Below are 22232 nucleotides of genomic sequence, written 5' to 3'. Positions count from 1 at the left end.
GATATTCCCTAGAGCCACCAACCAGCGCTGGAAACCATTTGGCAAACGTCGGCAAAAGATGAAAAATTGGGAAACTATAGCTGGGCCAGTTTCAGAGCAGTGGCAATGACCTGGGAGCGCAGGGGGTCTTCCAGGGGAGCAAAACCGTGTAAGTGGGTTAACCAAAGACCGTCCATAGCTAATCGAATCACCGTTGCTACGGCCGGATCGAGCCCGCTAGCCATAATCTGCCCATGGCACTCTTGCCAAAAATGTCGCATGGGGGCCAACAATTCAGGATTGGTGAAGTTTGCGGCCAGCAAATTGAAATGGAGTTCATAATTTTCCTGGTCGTCTAGCGCTGAGGCTCGAATATAAGCCCTAACCCAATGCCCTGGGGTGTCGGGGGCTGGATCATTGGCAAGTTCCTGATGCAATGTTTCCACAAACCTGTCTAGGGCCTGCTGAACCATGCCCGCAATTAAAGCCTCCTTGGTGGGAAAGTAGTGTAACAATCCGCCTTTGCTCACCCCTGCTTCACTAGCCACCGCATCCAAGGTGAGGGCGTCCACCCCTTGACTAACAATGACTTGATTAGCCGCAGTTAGTAGTTGGCTGGGTTGGATGGACTTGGAACGAAGCCTTTTTCCAGAAACCATATAATTTCGCCTCCGCAGATAATGCAAATATTCTTTTTTAAATTGACAGAAGACCTGGAAATAATTAAACCGTCCAGTTGGTTGGACACTTTCAAGATACCGTCCGGTCGGTCGGAAGTCAAGTTCACCGGGGCGCAATAATTTGAAGATTACCGCGGAGAAAATTTACAATGAGTTGCATCCAGTTGATCCCATTCCCAACTCCAGATTTTTTTAATGCTTTCCCTTCTACGAAAATATTTTGCTTTGCTTATGCCCTCCCTCTGGGGCATTGTGTTGGTAGGTTTGTTGCTGTTTTTTCCTTCCCCAGTCTGGGCAACGGAAAGCCCCATTCCCCTTACCGATGAACAGTTAGAAGTGGGAGATAGCCTGACGGATAAAGCCTTTGCTGCCACTGAAGCAGGGGATTTTGTCACCGCCGAGAAATATTGGACGGAATTGATCGAAAAGTTTCCCCAGAATCCGGCTGTGTGGAGCAATCGGGGTAATTCCCGGGTTAGCCAAAACAAATTGGACGAGGCGATCGCCGATTTTAACCAGGCCATTGAGTTGGCACCGGAACAAACGGATCCTTACCTCAACCGGGGCACTGCCTTGGAAGCTAAAGGGGAATTTAAAGCCGCCATCGCTGACTATAATCGGGTTTTAGCCGTTAACCCGGAAGATGCCTTTGCCTACAATAATCGGGGTAATGCAGAAGGGGGTCTAGGGAATTGGACCAGTGCATTGGAAGATTTCCAGCAAGCCACGGCGATCGCCCCTAATTTTGCCTTTGCCCAGGCCAATACTGCCCTAGCGTTGTACGAATTGGGACAAAAAACCGAAGCCATTCAAACCATGCGTCGTCTGGTGAAAAAATATCCCATGTTTGCGGATATGCGGGCCGCCCTCACCGCTGTGCTCTGGGTAGATGGCCAACAGGGGGAAGCGGAAAGTAATTGGGTGGCCGCTGTGGGGGTAGATAGCCGTTACCAAGATCTGGACTGGGTGAAACAGATCCGCCGTTGGCCCCCCAGTGTGATCAGTGCCCTAGACAAATTTTTGAGCTTGAGCTAAAAACCCTTTCTCGCGAAGTTTGGATAGCTTTCGACCCCGTCCATTCGCTAAATTGGAATTATTCAGTCCACCATTGACAAGACTATGCTCGATATTCAGGCGATCGCCGACCATGCTCACCAGGGAGCCGCTGCACTGGGAATTAAACAATATGACATCTACGGTTCTTCCGTGGATGATGCCGGAGTGGAGGTGGATTCTGGAGAACCGAAGCAGGTGGAAGCGTCAAACCGGGCCAGTGTAATTGTGCGAGTCTGGAACGAAAAGGGTTTGGTGGGGGTAACCAGCACCACGGATTTGGACCAAGCCGGCATTAGTTTAGCCCTGGAAACCGCCGCCGAAGCCAGTGCTTTTGGCATCACAGATAATATTCCCGACTTCAGCCCCGAAGCCCAAGTGCCCATCGGTGGCGCAGAGAATGACGTGGCGGAGCCGGCCCCTATGGGGGATTTAATTACCACACTAGTTAAAGCTGAGCAGGACTTATTGGCCAGCCATCCCGCCATCACCGGGGTGCCCTACAACGGTTTATCGGAACAGACCACGGAGCGGTTTTACCTGAACAGTGCTGGGGCCAAACGCTATGAATGCCGTTCCTATGCTTCCATTTATCTTTACAGTCGGGCAGAACAGGAAGGTAAAAAACCCCGCAGTGCCGGAGAAATGAAAATTAGTCGGGATTTGGCCAGCCTCGACATTGATGGTTGCTTACAAACAGTTAAAGAGAAAACCCTTAGCCATCTGGATTACCGCCCCATCCCCACCGGAAAATACACCGTCGTCTTTTCCGCCCGGGCTTTTTTGAGTTTGCTCGGTGCTTTTTCTAACCTTTACAATGCCCAAAGTATCCTCGATAAACAGTCCTTAGCTACCAAGGAAACCCTCGGCACGGCGATCGCCAGTGAACTGCTCTGTGTCAGCGATGATGCTCTGCACCCAGGGAATATCTCAGCGGAACGGTTTGACGGCGAAGGAACCCCCACCCGGAGAGTGGACATTATTAAAAATGGGGTTTTAACTGGCTTATTACACAGCGCTGGCACTGCTAAGCGGTTTGATACCCAACCCACTGGCCACGCTAACATCGGGTCTAAAATCACCGTCGGAGCCCACTTTTACCATGTGTATAGCGAGAAAACTGCTGAAAAAAGCTACAGTCTTGATCAAGCAGAAAACGTAGTTTATATCGATAAACTCCAAGCTCTCCACGCCGGGGTCAATTCCCTCCAAGGTTCCTTTTCCTTACCTTTTGATGGTTGGTTAGTAAATAAGGGTGAAAAGCAGAGTATTGATGCGGCCACCGTGGCAGGGGACTTTTTAGAAGTCTTAAAAACTATTGTTTACCTGGAACCGGAAGCAGAAGTCACCCCAGGGGGAGTGTGTCCCCTAGTTTGGGTGGAAGGATTGGCCATTACCGGGGAGTAGGTTAAGTACTAAAGTGCATGGCAGTGGGATGATAGGCCATGATCGCCCTGGTCGGACTATTTTGGGTAGAGACAATCGGTGTAATTATCGCCAGCAAATAGTTCTCTCGCATATTCCGCTGCTATTTCCCCCACTGTCAAAGCTTGCAAAGGAAAAACATCGGTAATATCCGACTCTTTTGGGGCAAAGAAGCCCGTAATATAAAGCCGTCGCCCTGACTTTTGCAGGGGAAATTCAAATTTGGCGATCGCCATAAAATTACTAAATCGTTAGAATAAAAGCCTAATTATTTCTGAAAACGGTAGCCTATGTTAGCGCTCCAACCCCGCTTTAAAAGCTTTGACGAGTATCTTGCGTACGAAGACGATACTGATCAACTCTATGAATTATTCAATGGGGAATTAATCGCTGTGCCGACGGAATCGGGTTTAAACTTTCAAATTGCCACATTTTTACTGCTCAAATTTGCTGAAATTGTCGGTTATCGACGGGTACGGGGACACGGTTTAGAACTAGAAGTTCACGGCGAACCCAAAAACCGTTTTCCTGATTTGACGATTATTCGAGAAGAGCATATTGCCCAATTAGCTAAACGCAATACGATTCGGTTATCGATGTTACCGCCCTTGCTAGTGGTGGAAGTTGTCAGTCCGGGGGAATTACAACGGGAGCGGGACTACATTGCGAAGCGTCAACAATATCAAGCCTGTGGCATTCCTGAATATTGGATTGTCGATCCCCAAACCCAAACGGTCTTGGTTTTAGAATTATTAGCCGGTTGTTATCAGGAAGTAGGTAATTTTAAAGAGGTAATGGCAATTCAGTCCCCTACGTTTCCCCAGTTATCGTTAACTGTTAATGAAATTTTTAAGGATCTTTGATTAACGGCGATCGCCCTGTGACTCCCTACATTAACCAAATGGTGTTCTTGCTTTAATCTCTGATGCTAGGGGCAGATAGATTATAATTAATAGAGTTTCAGAGAAATTTATCCTTGAGTTAAAAAATTTCCCCGTTCGGCTGAGCATGTCGCAACAAAACTATAATTGGAAGCGGTTCTGGTGTCCTCGCTCAGGTAACATAAGTCTGAGAGATGGCGGTTACTTAGACGATCCAAATACAAAATGGGGCAAAGCATGTAACCCAGATCTGGTGAGTTTAGAAGATATTGCTGAGATTCCTTGCCTTGTTTTATTGGGGGAGCCTGGCGTTGGCAAAACCCACGAACTAGAAAAGCTACAACGATTTACCGAAGAAACAATCTGCGAATATAGTAAAGTCCTGGGCTTGAATCTTCGAACCTTTACTAATTTAAAAGAGGATTTGTTTAGGGATAAAACTTTTTCCGACTGGTTAGAGGGTCATTATCACCTCCATTTGTTTTTGGACAGTCTTGATGAAGGACTCTTGAACGTCAAATCCTTGGCGATAGGATTGGTTGATGAGTTTAAGAAACCTAAATATCGAAGTCATATTAATCGTCTTCATCTCCGTTTAACTTGTCGAACTTTGGCGTTTCCATCCATTTTAGAAGAAGCTCTAAAAGCTCTTTGGGAAGAAAGTAACTTTGCAATTTATGAACTAGCTCCACTTCGCCGTATAGACGTAATCAACGCTGTGGAAGCTGAAGGTTTTTCTTCCGATGACTTTCTGAAAGCGATTAACCAAAGGGATATTGTACCCCTAGCGATTAAACCAATCTCTCTAGGATTTTTATTGAATACATACCGCCGTCATAACAGCCAATTTCCTCCAGAACAGAAACGTTATGAATCTTATCTTGAAGGATGCAAGTGTCTTTGCGAAGAAGTAAGTAAATGTCGTCATGCCTTAAAGGAGACAGGCAATTTAGATATTGATCAACGACTGATTGTGGCAGCTCGAATTGCCGCCGTTACGATCTTTGCTAATCGATTTGCTGTGTGGATTGATGTCGAACAGGGACAAGTTCCGGCTGAAGATGTTCCTCGTCAAAAGTTATGTTTCGGTTATGAAGAATCAAATGGAAGAGAATTTGAGATTACTCAAGAAGTAATTCAAGAAGTTTTAGATACTGGTTTATTTTCATCTCGTGGATTGCATCGAATGGGATGGGCACACCAAACCTATGCTGAGTTTTTTGCGGCTTGGTATTTGACGCAACGAAACATTGACTTATCAAAGATTAAGACATTGTTGTATTCATCTGCTGATTCCACTCCTAAGCTTATTCCACAACTTCATGAAACAGCAGTTTGGTTAGCTTCCATGAGGGATAATGTGTTTCAAGAGATAATTAAAACTGATCCTGACGTTCTTTTGCAAACCGATATACCTACTGATTCAGAGCTTCGAGCGACAATTGTTGCTAATTTATTAATGCAATATGAGGAAGAAAAATTATTTGATCGAGGATTTTGCAACGTTCGTAATTACGCAAAATTAAAACATTCTGGGCTAGCTGAGCAGTTGAAAGTTTATATTTGTGATTCCAGCAAGAAAGAGGATACACGAAGGATAGCAATTGATATTGCCATAGAGTGTAATCTCTCTGAGCTTCAAGGTGACTTAGCAAAGCTAACTCTTTGTCCATCACAGCCAATAAGTATAAGAGTTAATGCCGCCCGTGCTATTAGTTCAATAGGTGATCAATCTACAAGATTAAAGCTAAAGTCCCTTGCACTCAATGTTTTACCGGAAGATGAGCAAGATGAACTAAAAGCCTATGCGTTGAAAGCACTCTGGCCAAGGCAACTAACAGCCGAAGAATTATTTCAGGCGCTCACTCCATCGAAAAGGATAAATTTGCTTGGAATGCATCGATATTTTCTTGAGTCTGAGTTAGTTCCACAACTTGATTCCGAAGATTTAGTTATTGCTCTCGACTGGCTGAAAACTCAAGGTGTGCGATGCTTTGGGCATCCATTTGAAGAACTAGGAGATGCAATTCTGCTAAAAGCATGGGAACACGTTAACGTTCCTGGAGTACTGGAGGGTTTTACGCAAGTAGCATTATTACAATGGAAAGAGCATCAGAAACTCATTAGTCATTCTCCGAGTTTACAAGCCCAATTTCAAGAATCACTTTTGGGAAACAATCAAAAGCGTTATGCTCTTATTGAAAATTTAGTTGAAAGCATTGCAGAAAAAGATGAAGATGAAGATTTTTATTTTTTAACAAGCTCAATGACAGAACCAATTATAAGCTCCAATGATGTTGATTGGATGCTAGAAAAACTCCAAGATTCCAACCATGAAAAAATTCAAAGAGCGTGGGCTAAAATAATCGAGGAAGTATTTGATCGTCGAGATACAAAGCAGATAAGTGAAATTATTAAAGCCACTCAAAACAACTCTATTCTTAGTGACGTTTTTAGTTATTACTTTACTCCTATTGAGTTGGACTCAGAAGAAGTGACTCAATTACGTGATCATTATCTTAAAATGAAAAATTCCTGGAATAAGCCGGACTTGCTAGATCCTCCACCAAAAGAAAGAGTTATTGACTGTTTAGAGCAGTTAGAATCGGGAGATTTATCCGCATGGTGGCGACTAAATCGAGAAATGACTTTACTGCCACAAAGCAAACGTTATGGTCATAACTTAAAATTAGATCTGACTCAGCTTCCGGGATGGAAAGAAGCAGAGCAAGCAACAAAAAAAAGAATTATTCAGGGGGCAATTCAATATATTCAACAGCAAACAAATATAGATTATAGCTGGATAGGAACAAATACATATAATTTTTCCGAATTGTATGGTTGCAAGGCATTACAGTTAATCTTGACGGAAGCTCCAAGAACTTTAGACAATTTTTCAACGGATATATGGAAAAGATGGACACCCATAATCCTGTCAGTTCCTAATAGTTTTATTGACTCAAATCCAAGAAAAAATTGCCGAAAATTAGTCAGCCTCTCATATCACCATTCTCCAGATGAATTTTTGACAACGCTTTTAAAATTGATTGACAAAGAAAATCAAGATAATAATATTTTTGTGATTGATCGCTTAGAGATGTGTTGGGATGAAAAATTAGAAAATAACTTGACAGAAAAAGTAAAAGATTCTCAATTAAAGCCTAACGTATTTAGAAAGCTATTAGAAAAACTTATTGAGCAAGGAGCTGTTCAAGCCAAAGATATCGCTTTATCCACAATACGAAATTATACTAATAGTGAATTTGATAGTGAACGGCAAAAAGCATTGTTCGCCATTAAAGCACTTATCACTTATTCAGATCCAGATAGCTGGAATGTAATATGGGAAAAAATTACGGCAGATGTACAGTTTGGACGCGAGGCATTTGAATTAGCCGCTTCTTGTAATTTAAGTGGAATCAAGTTTGACTTGACTGAAAAACAAATTGCAGATTTATATGCCTGGTTAGTGTGGCAGTATCCTCATTATGAAGATCCGGATCATCGAAACGAAGTAATGGCTTATATAGTTAGCCCTAGAGATAATATTGCATTTTTTAGGAATAACTCTTTATCACAATTAAGAGACAAAGGGACCATCGAAGCCTGTGCTGAACTTGAGCGTCTTATCCAGGAGCTTCCCCATCTCCCTTGGTTAAAAGAAACGCTAACTTATGCACAACAAAATATGCGCCGTGAAACTTGGCGACCTTTTAAACCAGATAAACTTCTTGAATTTTTAATTATTCCAGAGCCTTCTAATTTAGATTTATCTAATCAACTTAGTACCATAGATAAGAGGACAGAAAAAATGGAAGATGAGCCCAAAATTATCAACAATATTTCAGATTCAACAATTAATGCTCCGGTCGGTACAAGTGGTGTAACAAGTAATAACGTGACTTGTTCTAGTCCAGAGAAACAAAAAAGATTTAATTGGGAGATTCTGTTTGGAGTGATTGGAATAATTGGAGTTATTGCAACAGTAGTTGGTATTTTTTTTAATGGTATATTTAACGATGTGCTAAAGGATAGTTTAAATGGTTCCCCTTCAAAGATTGAACAACAAGCGATGCCCAAAAATTAATAAATGGTTAACCTCCGAGGGAAAAGAGAATGCAAATTACAATCAATCTACCGCCAGATATTGAACAAGATTTACTTCGTCAAGCAAAAACAGCGAATGTTCCCCTACAAACCATCATTTTGAAAGCCTTACGCCAAATGATTGAAATGCCTACCGTTTCCACTTCCCAATGGACAGAAGTCGTTATATCTTACGAAGGTTTTCCGAATTTCCCTGAATTTGAGTCGTATCGAGATGAGCTTCTCTCTCCCTGTGAACCAGAGTTATTCTAATGCGTTACCTGCTTGATACCTATGTGATTAGTGACTTTATCAAGGGAGAGTCGGGAACAACGACCAAACTCAAACAAACCCCACCAATCGAGATTGCCGTTTCAACAATATGGCTTAGCCCTAAATCCCCAACGTGCATTAAAAATTGAACAAGCAATTGCCAGCATTTTAACGTCTGTCAATATTTTACCTCTGGGCATAACAGAGGCAGAACACGCTGCTCAAAATTATTTAAGCTTGAAAAATTAAATAGCATTGCTATACACGTGGGTATGAAGAATCAATCATCTTTATAAAATTATTTGTGTTTTTTTAATCTATGTCTTAATTTTACTTGCCTTAACTTAAGTCGTAACTAATGATTGTTGAAAAAATTGGGGAATAGGCAAAATATTCCCTTCCTCTAGCGTAGTTTCAATTAAAAAATCCAACAACTCCTTCCCTTGTTGGAAAGCCTCCTCATAGGTATCCCCATGGGTGTGACAAAAATCACCCCATTCAGGTAAACTGACCACAAAGCAGTTGTCAAGATCTGACCATTGAATAATTAAAGAATAATGGTTTTGAACATTTTCCATCATCAATTTCCTCCTTTTTGTTTAACAATTTGAATAGCTTGTAAAACATCCTTTTCTTGATAAAACTTAGCATCACTGCCATCTTTACCAGAAAGTGTGACTATTCCATCCAGTAGGGGATGATCCCATTTTGTATGACTCCCCTTGCCCGATTTACAGGTAAAACCTGATTGAAAAAGCATCGTTTTTAATTCCCTAATTTTCTTAGGCATAGCGTCAAATAAGAGAGTATGGGAATTTTAAGCGCTGAAATATTTAGCCGCAGGATGATAGGAAATAATCGCCGTGGTGGATTGTTCTGGATAAACCTGTTCACTTTCATCCATATACAAGCCAATTCGTTCGGTTTGTAACAATTCTAATTGTGTGTATTGATCCTGCATGTTGGGACAAGCGGGATAACCAAAACTGTAGCGGGAACCTTGGTAACGTTGCTGGAGAAGATCACGGATGTTATCTGGATCTAAATGGCCAAAGCCCAATTCCTGACGTATCCGTTGGTGAGTCCACTCCGCTAAAGCTTCCGCCATCTGCACCGCCATGCCGTGGAAGTAGAGGTAATCGGTGTAATTATCGCCAGCAAAAAGTTTCCTTGCATATTCCGTCGCGATTTCCCCCACTGTAACCGCTTGCAAAGGAAAAACATCAGTAATCCCCGATTCTTTTGAAGCAAAAAAGTCCGCAATACAGAGCCGCCGCCCTGATTTTTGCCGGGGAAACTCAAATTTGGCGATCGCCGTTGCGTCTGGGGGAATTTGGCCATTATTTTGGCTGACCAATTCTGGGTCATAAATTAACAAGGTATTGCCCTGGGATTGACAGGGAAAATAACCATAAACCACCGTAGGATGGAGTAAATTTTCTGCCATGACCTTACCTTTCCACTCAGCCAAAATGGGATGAACTTTTTCCGCTAGGAATTGCTCGTATTCTTCCCTGGATTGCTCCCTAGGTTTGCGAAACTGCCACTGACCAACAAATAATGCTTGTAAATCCAGTAAAGGGAAGACTTCATCGAGGGAAATATCACTGGATTGCAAAATTTTAGTGCCCCAAAAAGGTGGCACAGGTCTTTCTAGATCAGGGTCCACCGCTTCAGAACGAACAGTATCAATTACCTCCGGCTCCCTAGACTGCTCACTAGCGTCAATTAATTTTTCTTCTTCAATGCCAAAATTAGTTTTAGCACCATCATCAGTGGTCACATTATGGCCATTTTCCGTTGCATATTCCCCTAAAAAGCCCTGGAAATCATCCCAATTGTGGCTATTTTTAGCGGGCATTAGCTTATCCATGAAATGTAAATCGGCGAACGCATCTTTGCCGTAAATTACTTGGCCTTTGTAGGTATTTTGGCAGTCCTGGTGAACAAATTTAGGCGTTAAAGCAGCACCACCAAGAATGACGGGAACAGTAATGCCCTCTTGGTTGAAAACTTCTAAATTTTCCTTCATAAAAGCAGTTGATTTGACCAACAAACCACTCATGGCAATGCAATCGGGCCTGTGTTTTTTGTAGGCTTCGATAATATTTTCCACTGGCTGTTTAATGCCTAGGTTGACCACTCGATAGCCATTGTTGGAAAGGATAATATCCACTAAGTTTTTGCCAATATCATGGACATCCCCCTTAACAGTGGCAATTAAAAAAGTACCCTTAGCATTGTCGGCGGAATCATCCTTATCCATATGGGGTTCTAAAAAAGCCACCGCCGCTTTCATGGTTTGGGCCGACTGCAACACAAAGGGCAACTGCATTTGCCCGGAACCAAATAGTTCCCCCACCACTTTCATGCCATCCAACAAATAGATGTTAATGATATCTAAGGGAGCGTAAAGTTTTAAAGCTTCATTGAGGGCCTCTTCTAAGCCCAATCTTTCCCCATCAATGATGTGGCGTTTTAATCTTTCTTCCACCGGTAAATTGGCATCACCGGATTTATCCCGTTTGGTGGTTTTACCTTCAAATAAAGTGGTGAGTTTGGTTAACGGGTCATATGTACAGCGCTCTCCTTCAAATTCCCGGCGGTCATAGATTAAATCTAGACAGACTTGTTGTTGTTCTGGGTCAATTTTTGCCAGGGGTAAAATCTTATTGGCACTGACAATGGCCGCATCCATGCCCACCTGCATACATTCGTGGAGAAAGATGGAATTGAGTACCTGGCGAGCGGCGGGATTCAAGCCAAAGGAAACGTTAGAAACCCCCAACAAAATATGACAATCGGGCAATTCCTGGCGAATTCTGCGGATAGCATCCACGGTGGCTTTACCGTTCTCCCTGTCTTCTTCAATGCCGGTGGAAATAGGCAGAGCTAAAGGATCAAAGAAAATTTCTGTGGCCGGAATGCCAAAGGCGATCGCCGCTTCGTAGGCCCGTTTGGCAATCTCAAATTTTTTATCTGCAGTGCGTCCCATGCCATCTTCATCGATGGTGCCAATGACAATACCAGCTCCATATTCTTTGGCAATTTCTAACACTTTATAAAACCGTTCTTCCCCGTCTTCGTAGTTGGTGGAATTGAGAATACATTTTCCCCCTGCAACTTTTAAACCCGCCTCCATTTTTTGCCATTCGGTGGAGTCCAACATCAACGGCAGGGTGACATTATTGACTAGTCGGGAAGCTAATTCTTTCATGTCCCTTACCCCATCTCGACCAACGTAATCCACGTTGACGTCAAGGATTTGGGCTCCTTCCTTGACTTGGGATTTAGCCAGGGAAACTAGGCTGTCCCAATCTTCAGCATTGAGCAGATCTCGACATTTTTTCGAGCCACTGGCATTGAGCCGTTCGCCAATGATTAAAAAAGAATTTTCTTGGGCGTAGGTTTGGGTGGAATAAATGGAAGCGGCGCTGGGTTCGTAGTGAGGTTGGCGTTGTTTGGGCTGGAGATCCTTGGCAATATCCGCCAGGGCCTTGATGTGATCGGGTCTAGTGCCACAACAACCACCAATTACCTGTACTCCCAGGTCTTCGATGAAGTGCATCAGGGACATTTGCAGTTCCATCGGGGTGAGGCGATAAAAAGCTTGACCGCCAACGTTTTCTGGCAAACCAGCATTGGGAATACAGGACACCACAAAGGGGGAATGTTCGGAAAGATATTTAACGTGTTCCTTCATCAAATCTGGCCCGGTGGCGCAGTTTAGCCCCAAAATATCGATGGGATAGGGCTCCAAAATGGCCAGGGCCGCCGCCATCTCCGTACCCACCAGCATGGTCCCCATGGTTTCCATGGTTACTGACACCATCAACGGTAGGCGATCGCCTTTTTCGGCAAAGACCTGTTCAATGGCGTTCAAGGCCGCTTTAATTTGCAGCACATCCTGGCAGGTTTCCACTAGCAATAAATCCACTCCGCCATCGTATAAACCCCGCACCTGAACCACATAGGCATCCTTGAGACTATCGTAGTCCACATGACCTAGGGTGGGTAGCTTGGTGCCTGGTCCCATGGAGCCGGCCACGAATCGAGGCTTTTCTGGGGTAGAAAATTCCGCTGCTACCGCCTTGGCCAACTCCGCCGCTGCTTTATTTAAGTAATAACTTTGGTCTGCTAAATCGTACTCCGCCAGCACCAGGGGCGTTCCCCCAAAAGTATCCGTTTCCACGACATCGGCCCCCGCTTCGTAAAAAGCACGATGCACCGTAGCCACGGCCTCTGGCTTGGTATGGACTAAATATTCATTGCAACCTTCGTATTCCGCCCCACCAAAATCCGCCGCCGTTAGGTTCTGTACCTGCAGGTTTGTACCCATAGCCCCGTCAAAGACTAATACCGGGCGATCGGGACTGTGGATACGGTCTAAAAAAGCACTTTTCATAGGGAGGTCGGAGACCAGAAGCTAGATTGGATCGGGGTTATGGCATATTATATGAGGCTTGGCGCTCATCTAACAACATGGAAATGGAGCCATGGCATTATTTTTGAGCAATAAATATAAATAAATTAGTTGTCAAGAACGAAAATTTAAAGATTAATTGAAGTCCCAATTAAAAAATTGTTATTCTGTGATCATATAGTTGCTAATTCATGATGAAAAAGTTGCTTTTAACTCTGATCAAACTCTATCGAATTTTGATTTCACCGTTATTTCCTCCTAGTTGTCGTTTCCAGCCCACCTGCTCCCAGTACGCCTTGGATGCGGTGGAGATCCACGGAGTTTGGCGGGGCAGTTGTCTAGCTCTGAAAAGGATTTTACGATGCCATCCTCTACATCCGGGGGGTTATGATCCTGTACCCAATCCGGAGCAAGGGAAAATTTCTTCTTAAGAGTTTTTTAATCGGTTAAATGGTTAGAATTTAGTCTTCTTGACCTCATTTTGTCAAGGAACAAATTAGGCAAAAAACTCCCGATATGGGGGAATTAGTTGCCCAAAATGGAACATTACAAACAGACCCTTGAATTTAGATATGATGACCGTTTTCCGGTAGATCTTCATGCCCCAAATTGGCTTGTTTATCTTGATTATCTGGGCGATCCTTTTGGGACTTTAACGGCAAATTCAGCAGGGAAATACGACTGGGAATGGGGGTGCGGGGCAATGGTTGTAATCCCTGTAATACTTCGGAAAGTTGTAACCTCTCTGGCTTAGTTTCTTTGAGTTTGTGCCAGACGGAGCGGGACATCAACAAACGATGTTGCTGGCGTTGGGCTCCCAACTGTTCCAAATATTCTTCCCGTTCATGTTGGTAGTCTGCTGACTCTAACATTAGGGCCTGGGGGGGAAGCTCTTGCACTAGTTGAGCCATTTTCACCAGCAATTTAGGGTACAACCAAGTGTAGGCAGGATGTACGGTTAACTCTGCCTGGTGGGCCTGTTGACCGTCGGTGGACAAAGTGAGTTTGAAGTAGGCGATCGCCGCCTTACGCTGAGGTTCAAACACGTAGCCACTAACTTCCTCTTGGTGAGTGTACCAATTTTGCCAGCGGTTTAATAAGGAACTCAAAAAGCGCCGCTTGAAATCCGCCACATGGCGATCAAACACTTGCCGCATCAAAGGAGGCATGGAAACACAATCAAGCTGACAGAGCAGGGCTGCATCGGCGTTGCTGACGGGTAACAAATTGGGTAAATCGGGATCGTTCTGCGCCAGACTGGTCAACAGTTCCGCCGACAAAGACCAATGGGTAATTTGGGCTAGGGGTTGAAAACCATTCTGCCGGTAAAGGGCCAGGATATTTTTATCATTGACGTCCACATCCAACACCCAGGTCCGGGCTTCCCAAACATTTTGAAAACAGTAGCGCAATAGTTGGGAACCCATACCTTTGGGATCTGTGACCAACTCCGGCTGAATGGCCTGGGCCTGCACCGATAGTTGCTCAATTTTCCAGGTGGATCGACTGGTATTGAATGGGGCCACCTGCACAAAGCCACCGATGGTACCCTGGGGTTTCTGTTCCGCCACAAAGCAATGGAAAAGATGTTGCAAAGGATTGGGAAAACAGCCCAAGGCCCGGAGCAGGCCGTACCAAAAAAGATTCTGGGGCAACCCCCCTGCCAAAGAACGGCCTGAAGTTACGCCCTGTTGGTCGGTCAGTTTATCTAAATCCTCCAGGTCCCGGAACTGAACTCCCCGAACCAACAACAATTCAGTTTCATTAAGGGTAACCATAGGGCAGCAAAGAATGGCATCCTCCCCATCTTAACTGCTTTTCCTGACCTTAGGACTCGGCGATCGCCGGTTTATTGGACGGTCCACCAGCCAAAAGTGGGGCCAATAAATCTGACTGTAACCCACAGGCCTGCCATAACACCGATGCCAATCCAAGCTCCTTTGGTGGTCCATTTATAGAAATCTTCGGCTTGTTTTTTGGTTAAAGGCAGCCACTCCACAACCCGTTGATCCTGGCCATAGCGATCGCCAAGGGATTGTTTACGACGCTTTGATTCGCCCATGGTTGTTTTTATCCTAATTCAAGAAATTGTGGTGATTCTAACAAGAGAATTTTATCGATAAAACTGCCAATTTTCAATCACTCCATGGTCAAGTTTGATAATTTTTGACCGATGTTTTTAAAGGTAGAATGGCTGAAAAACAGCTACCAACCCCAGGAGTTGAAGTTAATTGAATATCGCCGCCATGGAGTTGGGCCAAGCGACGGGAGAGGGCTAACCCTAGCCCCGTACCTTTTTCCGCAAAGCTAGGGGGATGGGAAATTTGCTTAAAAGGTTGAAACAAATCTCTCTGGTCTTCTGGATCGATGCCAATGCCAGTGTCAATCACAGAAAAAATTAATGCTTTATCGGTGGCTTTTACTGCCAGAGTCACACTCCCCTTAGGAGTAAATTTGACTCCATTAGAAAGGAGGTTAATTAAGATTTGTTTCCACCGCCTTTGGTCAACATAGCAAAAGTCAACTCCATCATCAATGGTTAAATTTAGGGCTAATTGTTTTTCCTTCGCTTTAGTTTGCACCATGGAAATTACCGCAAGACAGAGGTCTTCCACTGCTACCTGTTCATAAAATAATTCTTCGCAACGGGCATCAATTTTTGACAGATCAAGAAAATCATTCACCAGGGAGAGTAAATGTTCAGCCGAATTTAAGGTACCTTGCACGTATTGGTGCTGCTTAGGATTTAATTTGCCATAAAGTTCATCCCTGAGCATTCTGGCAAAACCAATAATCGCTGTGAGGGGAGTCCTAAATTCGTGGTGAATATGGCTCAGGTTAATTGTCATGGAGGTATGGCGATCACCTCCATTAAAACTTTTCTGGGGGGAGATGGTTTCAGACTCACCATGGTATTGGTAGGTAAATACGTTCCCCACTTCCTGCAGAAACAAATATTGCTCAAGACGCCATTGGCTGTGGGGCCAAACTAAACAAATACCACCCACATATTGATTCTGCTGAAAAACAGGTAAGAAAAAATAGGGTAAATCGTCATTGGTATTTGCCTGCACTGCACCGGAATCAAAACTAGCCGACGTAATCTCTTGCCAGTGTTGTTTTAAATCAGTTAACAAGCTCTTGCCCCGTTGCAAATCTCCTTGGCGATCGCCAATAAATTTGAGACATTTTTCAGCCATAGGCCATGGAGAGTGCCCAGTCTGGAAGGCCATGGAGAGGGTAGGGATAATTTCGATAATTTCCGGTGTTTCTGGGCTAGCACCCAAGCGCCAATAATAAATTTCCTGCACCGGAATCATGCTCGCAATCAACCTAGCTATGGATTGCTCAAACCCATCCCCGGCCGTTTGCAAACTTTTCCTATTGGGGAAATTGGAACCCATAGTGACACTCAAAGCCAAAGAAATATTGACGCCATCGGCAATGGCTGGGCTAATAAATAGAATTGTATCTATAATAGCTAATTAACCCAAGCTCATCGTTTAATTTATCGAGAATTGTCCGCCTAGGGTGAGGCTAACCAGCTTTCTAATCACTCGCAATGGAAAAAAAATAGTTGTAGCCCGCTGGATAGATGGTTTGGGAAAGTCACCTAGAAACCTTCAAAATTTATTCGTTGATTACGAACAAAGAAGATAAAATTTCTCAAACTCTATAGGGGCGCATTTTGCCCCAGGTCATAATAGTAAATCTGCTGATTCTTATCCGTTAGAGCATTTAAATATTTACGATAAACTTTCTCCCCAGGGATTGGTTCTGTGAACTCTGGTGGTTGTTTATAATCCGTTTCAGGATAGGATTGTTGAATATTAAAAATCAAACTATAGTACCTCAACCATTGGCGCAATACTTTGATTAACTCTTCAAACTTTAGAACTGTGTTGCGATGTTGATGGTTCAGAGCAATAAATTGCACTATTAAAGCGAAGGAACGACTATTATTTTTTTCTGGTGGTATCTGAACAATTTGGCTAATTTTATCAAAAAGATTAATGTTTTTATTGACCAAATGAGTCAGGATAGCCAGATCATTAACGTTGCGAATTTCAATATTGCGAATCAAGTCAGAAATACTAGCTAAAACAGAATAATCTGACTGCTCAAAGGAGTGAAATCTCCTCAATAAATTTAGCCCCAGGGGATTGTCCGAGATTTGCTTGAGATTGTCAGCATAATGGTCGAGAGCTTCTTTACCCTCCGCTGTTTTTGTTTGGGCAATGGCTTCAACGACGGTGCGTTCTAGTCTTTGTTTAAAGGTTTCAGCGTCCTCTGATTCCTTGAGAATTTCAGGTACTTGGTCATAAAATTCCTGTTGTTTATAGCCCCGATATCTCAGTTCGGTTTGGTTAATAAACAGAAGCAAATCTTTGACGTCAATGGCTAGCTCCAAGTATCGGTAACTTTGTTTAAGTCCCGCATATTCCCCCAGATCATTGTCCAACATATATTGGATTTTGATATAGGTGATGAATTCTTGATCTAAAAATTGGGGACTGTCGATCGCCTCGGCGGTTTTAGCAAAAATATAGAGGTCATTGGCGTGTTTTTTCCGCTCAATTAAAGCTTCTTCCGGTACCTCTTGTTTGCTGTGGATAATACCTTCAATTAGACCCCCTTTCCCCAACACGGGACGATTCCACCAGGGCTGTTCTCGACCTGATTCTGGGGATGGATTATCGTCCTTGTTTGATCTAGCCATGGGCGAAGCTTGGGAGAAATTTCCAGTGTTACTGAAAGGAGTTAAATCTAGCTCAATCAATATTTTAGTCAACTTGATTAAGCAGGTAATCGAGAAAGCAACGGCGCTACATTGAAGATAGGACGACTAATCTTCAATCAGGGTAACTTCATCCGGACGGAAATGGGCCTTAAAACGCTGTTCAAACTTGACTAAAACCGGCAAATTAGCGCTGATGGGCCTGCCCTGCCATTCGGTCAATACGGCGGCCACTTCCCCTTCCATACCTTGTAAATCAAAGGCTGTTTTTTTATGTTCTGGATGGTGGTAAACCACAACGGAGGAGGTGACTCGAACACGATCGCCGACATTCATAGGGCTTTTCTCTAGGGTTGGCTTAGTTTATTGACAAGGTCTAGGGGCCAGGAAACCAAAAAATGGCGCCGTGGACATAGAGTTTCCATTTTTGCATAGGTTAGCCACCGCTAAGCAAGCATTACCTTGGTAGGGGACTTTCTAGGACAATGATTAATAAGGACAGTTCACTCCTGGGCTGTGACCAAATCAGGATCTACCTGGGATGCTTTGGGGATGGATGGAAGGGCAAACTGAATTTTGGTTTGGATTTGTTGGCTTAACCAGGTTTGAAACAGATCATTGCGCAGTCGTTGCCGTATATTGTCATCCAGTTGACTAGAAATATATTTTTCCAGTCGGAGCAAAATCCACCACTCCCCAACGGCGATCGGCAGGCAGAGTTTCCCGGCGGGGGTGCTTTTTAGCAGTTGGACTATTTGGGGATGGGGTACATTTAGTTCAACAGGGCCAATCAAACCACCATTTTGGGCTTCTGGCCCCTCGGAATATTGCCGAGCTAGGGCACTAAAATCTCCCTCTCCTTCCTGAATCCTAAAATATAGTTCTTGAACAATGCCGGAATCTCGACTGCGGATCAGGGAGTAGATAACCTGGTCTAATTTATCTTTGCTATTGAGGAAATGGCCCTCCAGTTGGTCATCCCAGGTTTGGTGTTTAAATTTTTCCAGGCGAGCGGTGCGGAGAATGGACGTTTCCAACTGTTCCAGGGTCATGCCAGATTGCTTTAACCAAGCCTGTCTTTGTTCTTCGTTAGTAATCTGAGTCTGTTGATAAAAAAGCGCCAAATTCTGCTGTTGCTCTTCCGGGGTCAGTTGGATATGGGCGATGGCCTGGTCGAGGAGAATTTCCCTGGCTAAATGGGGCAATAGTTGATATTCCACCATCAGGGGATACAACTCGTCTTCTCTCACTTGGCGATCGCCGACCGTCAACACCACCGACATAATTAGCCAACTCCTAACGCACAATATAGCTTGATTGCTCCATAACCCTAGCCCAAGCTGACCTAAACATCAATCAGAGGAAGGGAGAAATATCCGTAAAAGTTCCTCGGGTAAATGGTCTTCTTCCACAACAGAGGTATCGAGGTAAAACACCAAGGGGTCTTCGGACTCGGTGAAATCTTCCCAATCCAGGGTTTGGAGGAGCAACAATGTCTCATTGGCATCGGAAACATCACCCCGGCGAGACTGCAAGCGTTTTGTTAAAACTTCTATGGGGGCATCGCAATGGATGATGGTTACAGAAAGCTGCTCCCGTAATGCTAATTCAACCATAGGCGATCGCCATTGCTCCCGGTCAAATTTGGCATCGAGAATGACATTAAAACCGGATTTGACCGCCAGAGAGGCTAAATCCTGTAATGAATGGTAGACTTTTTCCGTCATAGCTTGACTATATAAATTAGCTTTCCCCCGTTTATTTAAAGGTACTCCGCCTAAATGTTTGCGCACTGCATCGGAACGAATATGAATAGCTGGTAAAAGTTGAGCAATTTGTTTGGCAACGGTACTTTTTCCCGACCCTGATAGCCCGGCCATTAAAACTATTTCTTTCTTTTGTTGTTGCCCCTGTTGGCTATATTGCCAAGCTAACCGGTAATAATCTTTAGCTGTTACTAAAGCCTGATCCTTTTCTATTTTAGTTAAATTGACATCATCTAGTAGAAAAGAAGTTACTTTAGCCCGCACATAGGCCTGGCGACAAAGATAAAAGGGTAACACTTGTAAACCATGCCAATCCCCTGTTTGTTCCAAATAAGTATTTAAAAATAAATAAGCCCAATCAGTTCTGTCTTTGGCCTGGAGGTCCATCATCGTAAAGGCAATGTCATACATTACGTCCACAAAACGAAAGGGCTTGTTAAACTCAATGCGGTCAAATAATTGAATTTTTTTGCGCCAGTAACACAAATTCCTCAGGTGTAAATCTCCGTGGCATTCACGGATTTTGTCCATGGCCTGTCTTTCTCGAAAAATATAACCTTGGGTTTGGTAAAATTTTTCACTAAATTGGCGAATTGCTTGATATTGCTCGGGGCTTTGGGCAATGCCTAGATATTTTTCTGTGGCCAAAAAGTTATCCGACACCGATTGCCAAATTACATCTGGATCGCCAAAGCTCTTAATTTCTTCGTTCGTTGTTGTTCCTCGGTGAAACTCCGCCACCTTCTTTGCTAAGTCAACGATGTCTTGGCTGGATAACTTGCCCTGCTCAAACATGGATAAAAGCAAGCAATCCTGGGGAAATTGAGCCATTTTTAAAAGATAATCCTTGGGCTGGGAATTATCGGTAGAATCTTCTTCTTTCTGCCATTGCCATTGGTTATCTTTTAACTGAACTGTTAACACTTCCAGGTAAATGTCCGGTGCGACGAGGGAATTTAAACGTAATTCTTCTTGTAAAAAATGCTGACGCTTTTCCGCCGTGGAGTAGTCCAAAAAACCTAAATTAACTGGCTTTTTTAGCTTGTAGGCATACTTTCCCGTTAAAAACACCACGGAACAATGGGTTTGCAAACATTGAATCGGTTCTTGGACAGGATGGGGATAAAAATCAGCCTTTTGTAGAGTCTGCAACAAACTCAGGAAGGGATCTTGAACAGACGTGTCAAGCTGATCAGTAAGGTTATTCATGAAGCTTATTCATGGGTGGTGACGAGGCAATTCCTTTCTCCCATCGTAACCCCACCACCGGAGGCGATCGGGTAATGGTAAATGTCTTGAGGTATTAATGGAGGCAAAGCTTTGGGTTAGGATGGATAACCGCCCGGAAAATTGTTAACCATTGCAACGAGGAAAACCTGTGACTGTCCGTGTCCGCATTGCCCCTAGCCCCACTGGTAATCTCCATATTGGGACTGCCCGCACCGCCGTTTTTAATTGGTTGTTTGCTCGTCACACCGGAGGCACTTTCATTCTGCGGGTGGAGGATACGGATTTGGAACGCTCCAAGGCGGAATATACGGAAAATATTCAGTCCGGTTTGCAATGGTTGGGCTTGAATTGGGACGAAGGGCCTTTTTTCCAAACCCAACGGCTGGATCATTACCGCAAAGCAATTCAACAGTTGCTGGACCAGGGGTTGGCTTACCGTTGCTACTGCACTAGTGAAGAATTGGAACAAATGCGGGAAGCCCAAAAGGCTAAGAACCAAGCTCCCCGTTACGATAATCGCCACCGCAATTTGACTCCAGACCAGGAGCAGGCTTTGCGGGCTGAAGGTCGTCAACCAGTAATCCGTTTTCGCATTGACGACGATCGCCAGATTGTTTGGCAGGATCAAATCCGGGGCCAGGTGGTGTGGCAGGGCAGTGATTTGGGTGGTGATATGGTCATTGCCCGGGCATCGGAAAATCCTGAAGAAGCCTTTGGCCAGCCATTGTATAACCTGGCAGTGGTGGTGGACGACATTGACATGGCCATTACCCATGTGATCCGGGGGGAAGACCACATTGCCAATACCGCTAAGCAAATTTTGCTCTACGAAGCTTTGGGAGGTGCGGTGCCCACCTTTGCCCATACGCCGTTAATTTTGAACCAGGAGGGCAAAAAATTATCTAAGCGAGACGGGGTAACTTCCATCGATGATTTCCGGGCCATGGGTTTTCTGCCCCAGGCGATCGCCAACTATATGTGCTTGCTGGGCTGGACTCCCCCGGATTCGACCCAGGAAATTTTTACTTTGGCGGAGGCGGCAGAGCAATTTAGTTTGGAGCGGGTTAACAAAGCTGGGGCTAAGTTCGATTGGCAAAAATTGGATTGGATCAATAGTCAATATCTCCACGCTTTACCAGCGGCGGAATTAGTGCCCCTATTGATTCCCCACTTGGAAGCCGGGGGCCATCAAGTTGATCCGGATAGGGATCAAGCCTGGTTGGTAGGTTTGGCCACTCTAATCGGCCCCAGTTTGACTAGGCTCACCGATGCGGCCACAGAAAGTCAATTACTCTTTGGCGATCGCCTGGAACTCAAGGAAGATGGACAAAAGCAATTGGCTGTGGAGGGAGCTAAAGCGGTGTTAGAAGCGGCGTTAACCTTTAGTCAAAACACACCCGAGTTAACTTTGGATGAAGCCAAAGGGGAAATTAATCGTTTGACCAAGGAATTGGGTCTGAAAAAAGGCGTGGTGATGAAATCCCTCCGGGCTGGGCTGATGGGCACTGTGCAGGGGCCAGATCTACTGCAATCCTGGTTGTTACTACAGCAGAAAGGCTGGGCTACAACCCGTCTCACCCAGGCGATCGCCGCTGAATAATATTGGGTTATCGAATGTCGTAAAAACCCCGTGCTTTTCCATAGGAGAAGGGGGGAACTGAGAAAAACTTGGGTCAAAAACCTTAACCGTCTCTCCGG

18 protein-coding genes and 1 pseudogene are annotated in these 22232 nt (G+C 44.3%); 7 read left to right on the top strand and 12 right to left on the bottom strand.

The window, feature by feature from the left end:
• Positions 1 to 74: 74 nt before the first annotated feature.
• A complete protein-coding gene (locus C7I86_RS13020) occupies positions 75 to 638 on the bottom strand; it encodes a TetR/AcrR family transcriptional regulator (protein WP_010873672.1) in 564 nt (187 codons plus the stop codon).
• Between the two features lie 216 nt (positions 639 to 854).
• Here C7I86_RS13020 and C7I86_RS13015 point away from each other — a divergent pair, with 216 nt between their 5' ends.
• Positions 855 to 1694: a tetratricopeptide repeat protein gene (locus tag C7I86_RS13015; protein WP_010873671.1), complete on the top strand. Its 840-nt coding sequence runs from the start codon at positions 855 to 857 to the stop codon at positions 1692 to 1694.
• An 84-nt stretch (positions 1695 to 1778) separates the two neighbouring features.
• The gene (locus C7I86_RS13010; protein WP_010873670.1) at positions 1779 to 3119 is read left to right on the top strand and encodes a TldD/PmbA family protein; all 1341 of its coding nucleotides are present in this window, start codon (positions 1779 to 1781) and stop codon (positions 3117 to 3119) included.
• Between the two features lie 65 nt (positions 3120 to 3184).
• On the opposite strand, the pseudogene C7I86_RS13005 reads toward C7I86_RS13010, so the two are convergent.
• Positions 3185 to 3370: pseudogene (locus tag C7I86_RS13005) on the bottom strand (hypothetical protein); the annotation flags it as partial.
• A gap of 57 nt (positions 3371 to 3427) precedes the next feature.
• Between C7I86_RS13005 and C7I86_RS13000 the strand changes: the two are divergent.
• From C7I86_RS13000 to C7I86_RS12990, 3 genes are all read left to right on the top strand, one after another.
• Positions 3428 to 4000, top strand: a complete 573-nt coding sequence (locus C7I86_RS13000; protein WP_010873668.1) for a Uma2 family endonuclease — start codon at positions 3428 to 3430, stop codon at positions 3998 to 4000.
• A gap of 145 nt (positions 4001 to 4145) precedes the next feature.
• Positions 4146 to 8105, top strand: coding sequence for an NACHT domain-containing NTPase (locus C7I86_RS12995; RefSeq protein WP_010873667.1), 3960 nt, complete (start codon positions 4146 to 4148; stop codon positions 8103 to 8105).
• Between the two features lie 29 nt (positions 8106 to 8134).
• Positions 8135 to 8377 carry a hypothetical protein gene (locus C7I86_RS12990; RefSeq protein WP_020862086.1) on the top strand — a complete coding sequence of 81 codons (243 nt, stop codon included), beginning with the start codon at positions 8135 to 8137 and terminating at the stop codon, positions 8375 to 8377.
• Positions 8378 to 8721: 344 nt separating this feature from the next.
• Here the strand turns inward: C7I86_RS12990 and C7I86_RS12980 are convergent, their stop codons facing one another.
• Genes C7I86_RS12980 through metH form a run of 3 tightly spaced genes read right to left on the bottom strand, consistent with a single transcriptional unit; the run spans position 8722 to position 12782 of the window.
• Positions 8722 to 8958, bottom strand: a complete 237-nt coding sequence (locus C7I86_RS12980; RefSeq protein WP_010873666.1) for a type II toxin-antitoxin system HicB family antitoxin — start codon at positions 8956 to 8958, stop codon at positions 8722 to 8724.
• Entirely contained in the window at positions 8958 to 9167 is a 210-nt protein-coding gene (locus tag C7I86_RS12975; RefSeq protein WP_020862087.1) for a type II toxin-antitoxin system HicA family toxin, read from the bottom strand. The genes C7I86_RS12980 and C7I86_RS12975 overlap by 1 nt, the downstream gene beginning before the upstream one ends.
• 27 nt (positions 9168 to 9194) lie before the next feature.
• A complete protein-coding gene (gene metH / locus C7I86_RS12970; protein ID WP_010873665.1) occupies positions 9195 to 12782 on the bottom strand; it encodes a methionine synthase in 3588 nt (1195 codons plus the stop codon).
• A 209-nt stretch (positions 12783 to 12991) separates the two neighbouring features.
• On the opposite strand from metH, the gene yidD reads away from it, so the two are divergent.
• Entirely contained in the window at positions 12992 to 13231 is a 240-nt protein-coding gene (gene yidD / locus C7I86_RS12965; RefSeq protein WP_010873664.1) for a membrane protein insertion efficiency factor YidD, read from the top strand.
• 135 nt (positions 13232 to 13366) lie between these two features.
• Here yidD and C7I86_RS12960 read toward each other — a convergent pair whose 3' ends face one another.
• From C7I86_RS12960 to C7I86_RS12930, 7 genes are all read right to left on the bottom strand, one after another.
• Positions 13367 to 14578, bottom strand: coding sequence for a GNAT family N-acetyltransferase (locus tag C7I86_RS12960; protein ID WP_010873663.1), 1212 nt, complete (start codon positions 14576 to 14578; stop codon positions 13367 to 13369).
• A 71-nt stretch (positions 14579 to 14649) separates the two neighbouring features.
• Positions 14650 to 14862 (bottom strand): DUF2839 domain-containing protein, encoded by a 213-nt coding sequence (locus C7I86_RS12955; RefSeq protein WP_010873662.1) that lies wholly within the window; start codon positions 14860 to 14862, stop codon positions 14650 to 14652.
• Positions 14863 to 14950: 88 nt separating this feature from the next.
• Positions 14951 to 16204, bottom strand: a complete 1254-nt coding sequence (locus C7I86_RS12950; RefSeq protein WP_010873661.1) for a HAMP domain-containing sensor histidine kinase — start codon at positions 16202 to 16204, stop codon at positions 14951 to 14953.
• Between the two features lie 269 nt (positions 16205 to 16473).
• Entirely contained in the window at positions 16474 to 17520 is a 1047-nt protein-coding gene (locus tag C7I86_RS12945) for a hypothetical protein (RefSeq protein WP_010873660.1), read from the bottom strand.
• 126 nt (positions 17521 to 17646) lie between these two features.
• Positions 17647 to 17874 (bottom strand): ferredoxin-thioredoxin reductase variable chain, encoded by a 228-nt coding sequence (locus C7I86_RS12940; RefSeq protein WP_010873659.1) that lies wholly within the window; start codon positions 17872 to 17874, stop codon positions 17647 to 17649.
• Positions 17875 to 18041: 167 nt separating this feature from the next.
• The gene (locus tag C7I86_RS12935; protein ID WP_010873658.1) at positions 18042 to 18821 is read right to left on the bottom strand and encodes a peptidylprolyl isomerase; all 780 of its coding nucleotides are present in this window, start codon (positions 18819 to 18821) and stop codon (positions 18042 to 18044) included.
• A gap of 69 nt (positions 18822 to 18890) precedes the next feature.
• Positions 18891 to 20513, bottom strand: coding sequence for an AAA family ATPase (locus C7I86_RS12930; protein WP_010873657.1), 1623 nt, complete (start codon positions 20511 to 20513; stop codon positions 18891 to 18893).
• Between the two features lie 169 nt (positions 20514 to 20682).
• Here C7I86_RS12930 and gltX point away from each other — a divergent pair, with 169 nt between their 5' ends.
• Positions 20683 to 22134 (top strand): glutamate--tRNA ligase, encoded by a 1452-nt coding sequence (gene gltX, locus C7I86_RS12925; RefSeq protein ID WP_010873656.1) that lies wholly within the window; start codon positions 20683 to 20685, stop codon positions 22132 to 22134.
• Positions 22135 to 22232: the final 98 nt, after the last annotated feature.

The organism is Synechocystis sp. IPPAS B-1465, from assembly GCF_003015225.1.
GTDB lineage: Bacteria > Cyanobacteriota > Cyanobacteriia > Cyanobacteriales > Microcystaceae > Synechocystis.
The sequence above is the reverse complement of the archived record's forward strand: the minus strand, read 5'-3'. Positions and strand labels throughout refer to the sequence as shown.

Excerpts from the sequence above, each read along its gene's own strand:
- C7I86_RS13020 (WP_010873672.1), bottom strand. The coding sequence starts at position 638 with ATGGTTTCTGGAAAAAGGCTTCGTTCCAAGTCCATCCAACCCAGCCAA.
- C7I86_RS13015 (WP_010873671.1), top strand. The coding sequence starts at position 855 with ATGCTTTCCCTTCTACGAAAATATTTTGCTTTGCTTATGCCCTCCCTC.
- C7I86_RS13010 (WP_010873670.1), top strand. The coding sequence starts at position 1,779 with ATGCTCGATATTCAGGCGATCGCCGACCATGCTCACCAGGGAGCCGCT.
- C7I86_RS13000 (WP_010873668.1), top strand. The coding sequence starts at position 3,428 with ATGTTAGCGCTCCAACCCCGCTTTAAAAGCTTTGACGAGTATCTTGCG.
- C7I86_RS12995 (WP_010873667.1), top strand. The coding sequence starts at position 4,146 with ATGTCGCAACAAAACTATAATTGGAAGCGGTTCTGGTGTCCTCGCTCA.
- C7I86_RS12990 (WP_020862086.1), top strand. The coding sequence starts at position 8,135 with ATGCAAATTACAATCAATCTACCGCCAGATATTGAACAAGATTTACTT.
- C7I86_RS12980 (WP_010873666.1), bottom strand. The coding sequence starts at position 8,958 with ATGATGGAAAATGTTCAAAACCATTATTCTTTAATTATTCAATGGTCA.
- C7I86_RS12975 (WP_020862087.1), bottom strand. The coding sequence starts at position 9,167 with ATGCCTAAGAAAATTAGGGAATTAAAAACGATGCTTTTTCAATCAGGT.
- metH (WP_010873665.1), bottom strand. The coding sequence starts at position 12,782 with ATGAAAAGTGCTTTTTTAGACCGTATCCACAGTCCCGATCGCCCGGTA.
- yidD (WP_010873664.1), top strand. The coding sequence starts at position 12,992 with ATGATGAAAAAGTTGCTTTTAACTCTGATCAAACTCTATCGAATTTTG.
- C7I86_RS12960 (WP_010873663.1), bottom strand. The coding sequence starts at position 14,578 with ATGGTTACCCTTAATGAAACTGAATTGTTGTTGGTTCGGGGAGTTCAG.
- C7I86_RS12955 (WP_010873662.1), bottom strand. The coding sequence starts at position 14,862 with ATGGGCGAATCAAAGCGTCGTAAACAATCCCTTGGCGATCGCTATGGC.
- C7I86_RS12950 (WP_010873661.1), bottom strand. The coding sequence starts at position 16,204 with ATGGGTTCCAATTTCCCCAATAGGAAAAGTTTGCAAACGGCCGGGGAT.
- C7I86_RS12945 (WP_010873660.1), bottom strand. The coding sequence starts at position 17,520 with ATGGCTAGATCAAACAAGGACGATAATCCATCCCCAGAATCAGGTCGA.
- C7I86_RS12940 (WP_010873659.1), bottom strand. The coding sequence starts at position 17,874 with ATGAATGTCGGCGATCGTGTTCGAGTCACCTCCTCCGTTGTGGTTTAC.
- C7I86_RS12935 (WP_010873658.1), bottom strand. The coding sequence starts at position 18,821 with ATGTCGGTGGTGTTGACGGTCGGCGATCGCCAAGTGAGAGAAGACGAG.
- C7I86_RS12930 (WP_010873657.1), bottom strand. The coding sequence starts at position 20,513 with ATGAATAACCTTACTGATCAGCTTGACACGTCTGTTCAAGATCCCTTC.